General features: G+C 63.7%; 3 protein-coding genes. All 3 read left to right on the top strand.

Annotated elements, in window-relative coordinates; translation table 11 throughout:
- On the top strand, positions 1 to 636 hold a 636-nt coding region (locus GPT33_RS18450; protein WP_296812016.1), incomplete at its 5' end, for a carbonic anhydrase family protein.
- An 878-nt stretch (positions 637 to 1,514) separates the two neighbouring features.
- Complete coding sequence (locus GPT33_RS18445) at positions 1,515 to 2,678, top strand: PAS domain S-box protein (protein ID WP_296812013.1); 1,164 nt, start codon at positions 1,515 to 1,517, stop codon at positions 2,676 to 2,678.
- Positions 2,675 to 2,878 (top strand): response regulator (locus GPT33_RS18440; protein WP_296812011.1); only part of this gene is annotated, 204 nt, incomplete at its 3' end. The genes GPT33_RS18445 and GPT33_RS18440, both read left to right, overlap by 4 nt.

Raw genomic sequence — 2,878 nt, 5'->3', positions numbered from 1 at the left:
TCTGATCGCCCCTACGTGACCTTTAATGCAGCGAAGCAAGATGCGATGACGCCGGAGATGGCGATCGACAAGCTCAAGGCAGGTAATCGCCGATTCGTTGACGGAACCATGCACAACCGAGATCTCTCCGCCCAAGCGCAGCGCACGGCGTCTGCTCAGTATCCGTTTGCCGTGATCCTCTCGTGCCTCGACTCGCGTTCGGCGCCGGAGATCATCTTCGATCAAGGGGTTGGCGATCTCTTTGTCGCGCGGGTGGCCGGCAACGTGATCAGCGACGACATGCTCGGAAGTTTCGAGTTTGCGACCAAGGTCTCGGGTTCCAAGGTGATCGTGGTGATGGGTCACAGCGCTTGCGGGGCCGTGATGGGTGCCTGCGATGGCGTCGAGCTGGGCCATCTCACCGGGTTGTTGGCCAAGATCATGCCTGCCGTGGATGCGACACCGGTCTCCGCTGATGCGCAACGCAACGCGAGCAATGCCGACTTCGTCGAGGCCGTCACGGCGGCCAACACCAAGCTACAGGTCGCCGAGATCCTGCGCCAGAGCCCGATCCTCAAGGCTTTAGTCGATCAAGGCGAGATCAAGGTGGTGCCGGCGATGCACAATCTCAGCACGGGTGAGGTCGAGTTTCTCTGAGGTGCTGGAAGAGGCATTGGCTGTCTGCAATACATCGTGCGGTGCTGCGATTCGTGGTGGATGGGTTTATGTATGCCGGCCCCCAATGCATCTTCCGGGCTGTCCCGATGGGCATCGATCCAGATAGTGCTGTTGACGTACTCAGCGCCGGACATGGCGCTCATCCCCGGGGATTTCGATCTTGTCCACCTTGACGCGCTCGTAGTCAGTCAAGGTCTCATCAGTCGCACCCGGAGGAGAATCAAGCGGGAGTTGCGGGGACGGTATATGTAACCCGAGCGGCCGCGACTGACCGATCCTGGGGCCGAACCGTCGCCGATCCCGGGGACGCGACAGACAGTAGGACGCGCTTATGGAAAGCTTTCCATAAGCGCGTCGAGCCGCCACTCGACAAGTTCGGGTTGACCTGCATCTTCTTTGGGGGTTGTTGCCACAACGGAGTCCCAAGACTCACATAGTCGTAGCTCACAGTCCTCGACAACAGCGATGGCGTAAATTGGCAAATCAGCGGAGATCATTCTGAGAAAGACTGGTTGGATAAGGCGAACGTCAACACTCAACTTTCAACACTCAAGGCCCCGACCGTGACGGTAACGAGCGCATCCGAAGGTTGAACTGTCCGAGGTGGAGCCGGACACCCGCCCCGAGCCAAAGAGGTCCCGACGGTTCCGATCATGCCCCGGTCGGCACGATCCGCGACCCGCGATTGTCCCGCCTGCTTTGGAAGCATCAAGGTCCGGCCGTTACCATAACGGACCCGCTGCGGCTCCCGGCCGGTGGCATGTCGCTCGTTTCCGGGCGGCAGGGAGTCGCCATCGGCTCGGACAGGTCCCTTTTTTGCATGGACGACACCCATCGCCGGGCCATCCTGTCTCCGCATGTTCGCGAATCTCCACCACCTCTCCCACCACGCGGCCTGGCGGCGCCAACTCGAGATGCTGCTCGAGTCCGCCGGTGAAGGCATCTACGGCATCGACCTTGCCGGGCGCTGCATCTTCATCAACCGGGTCGGCGCCGAGCTGCTGGGTTACGAGCCCGATGAGGTGCTCGGGCGCCAGATGCACTATCTCATCCATCACTCGCACGGAAACGGTGCACGGATGCCGGTGGAGGACTGCCGGATCTTCAAGGCGTTCAAGGAGGGCTGCAGTTGCCGGGTCGAGGACGAGGTCCTGTGGCGGCGCGACGGCAGCCCCTTCCCGGCCGAGTATGCCTCCTACCCCATCCGCAACGGCGATGAGGTGGTCGGCGCGGTCGTCACCTTCACCGACATCACCGAGCGCAAGCGTACCGAGGCGGCGCTCCATGCCGCCCGCGCCGAATTGGAGCGACGTGTCGTCGAGCGGACCGCGGAGCTGTCCGCCGCGCACCTGCAACTGAGTCAGGCGCACGACGGACTTCTGCGCCTCTCGGCCCATCTCAACTCGGTCCGGGAAGAGGAGCGGGCACACATCGCACGCGAGATTCACGACGATCTGGGCGCCTCGTTGACCGCCATGCAGCTTGAGCTCAATTGGTTGCGCCAACGCCTGACCGACGACCCGCTGATGCGCCGCCATATCGACGCGGCGCTCGAGATCGGCGGCGGCGCTATGGACGCCCTGCGCCGCATCCTCAACGACCTGCGCCCCGGCGTCCTCGATCACCTGGGTCTCTGGGCGGCCCTGGAGTCCTTGCTGGAAGAGACGGAGGCCCGCTCGGGCCTTCGCTGCAGCTTCATCTGCCCCGCCGAGGTCGAGCGCTGCCGCCTGGGGCGGGACGCGGAGATCGCCGTGTACCGCATCGTCCAGGAGGTGCTGACCAACACCCAGCGTCATGCCGACGCACGCCGGGTCTGTCTCTCGACCGACGCACAGGACCGGGATCTGTTGATCGCAATGGCCGACGACGGCCGCGGGATGCGGCTGCCGGCTCAGCCCATCAGTTTCGGACTGCTCGGGATGCATGAACGCGCGCGTGCCATCGGCGGCGAGCTCACCATTGCCAGTACCCTCGGCGAGGGCACCCGGGTGTCTTTGAGGCTGCGGGGTGTGCTCGCGTGATCAGTCTCCTCGTGGTCGACGATCACATGATCATCCGCCGGGGTCTCATTCAGATCCTGTCGGAGGAGGCCCGGATCGGGTCGATCCAGGAGGCGTCCGATGGCCCCGGGGCGCTGCGAATACTGCGAACGACCCCGGTCGATGTGATCCTGCTCGACATCGCCCTGGGCGACCGCGATGGATTCGAGGCGCTGAAGGTC

Source organism: Thiocapsa sp., assembly GCF_011390875.1.
GTDB lineage: Bacteria > Pseudomonadota > Gammaproteobacteria > Chromatiales > Chromatiaceae > Thiocapsa.
The sequence above is the reverse complement of the archived record's forward strand: the minus strand, read 5'-3'. Positions and strand labels throughout refer to the sequence as shown.

Bases quoted from the DNA above. Each gene is read 5' to 3' on its own strand.
- GPT33_RS18445 (WP_296812013.1), top strand. From the start codon at position 1,515: ATGTTCGCGAATCTCCACCACCTCTCCCACCACGCGGCCTGGCGGCGC.